Annotated in this window: 1 pseudogene; it reads left to right on the top strand. The window is 68.1% G+C overall.

Features of this window, described 5'->3' with window-relative positions:
• A pseudogene (locus BK660_RS30995) lies at positions 1–357 on the top strand (Ig-like domain-containing protein); the annotation flags it as partial.

Raw genomic sequence — 357 nt, 5'->3', positions numbered from 1 at the left:
GGCAACTTGCCGCTCGCCGTCGCCAGCCTCACCCAACCGGCAGCAGGTCGCGGCAGTGTCGACATCAACGGCACGGCGATCACCTACACGCCTGCGGCTGCTGTGGTGCTGCCTTTCACCACGACCTTCACCTACATCGCCCGGGCCAGCTTCGGCGCCCTGTCGGCACCGGCCACGGTCACCGTGCAGTTGTCGCCACCGCTGGTTCTGGAGGCCTTCAACGTCACGGCTGCAACGGTCACCGCCCGTGCCGGTAACCGCTTCACGTGGAACTTCACCGGTACCTCGTCGGTGAGCCTCGGCAACACGGTCACCGTCCAGGTCACCACCCCGGCCGGGCTGGTCACCCTGGGCACC

It is taken from the genome of Pseudomonas brassicacearum (assembly GCF_003732265.1).
GTDB classification, from domain to species: domain Bacteria; phylum Pseudomonadota; class Gammaproteobacteria; order Pseudomonadales; family Pseudomonadaceae; genus Aquipseudomonas; species Aquipseudomonas brassicacearum_D.
This window is presented reverse-complemented; position numbering and strand designations above follow the sequence as displayed.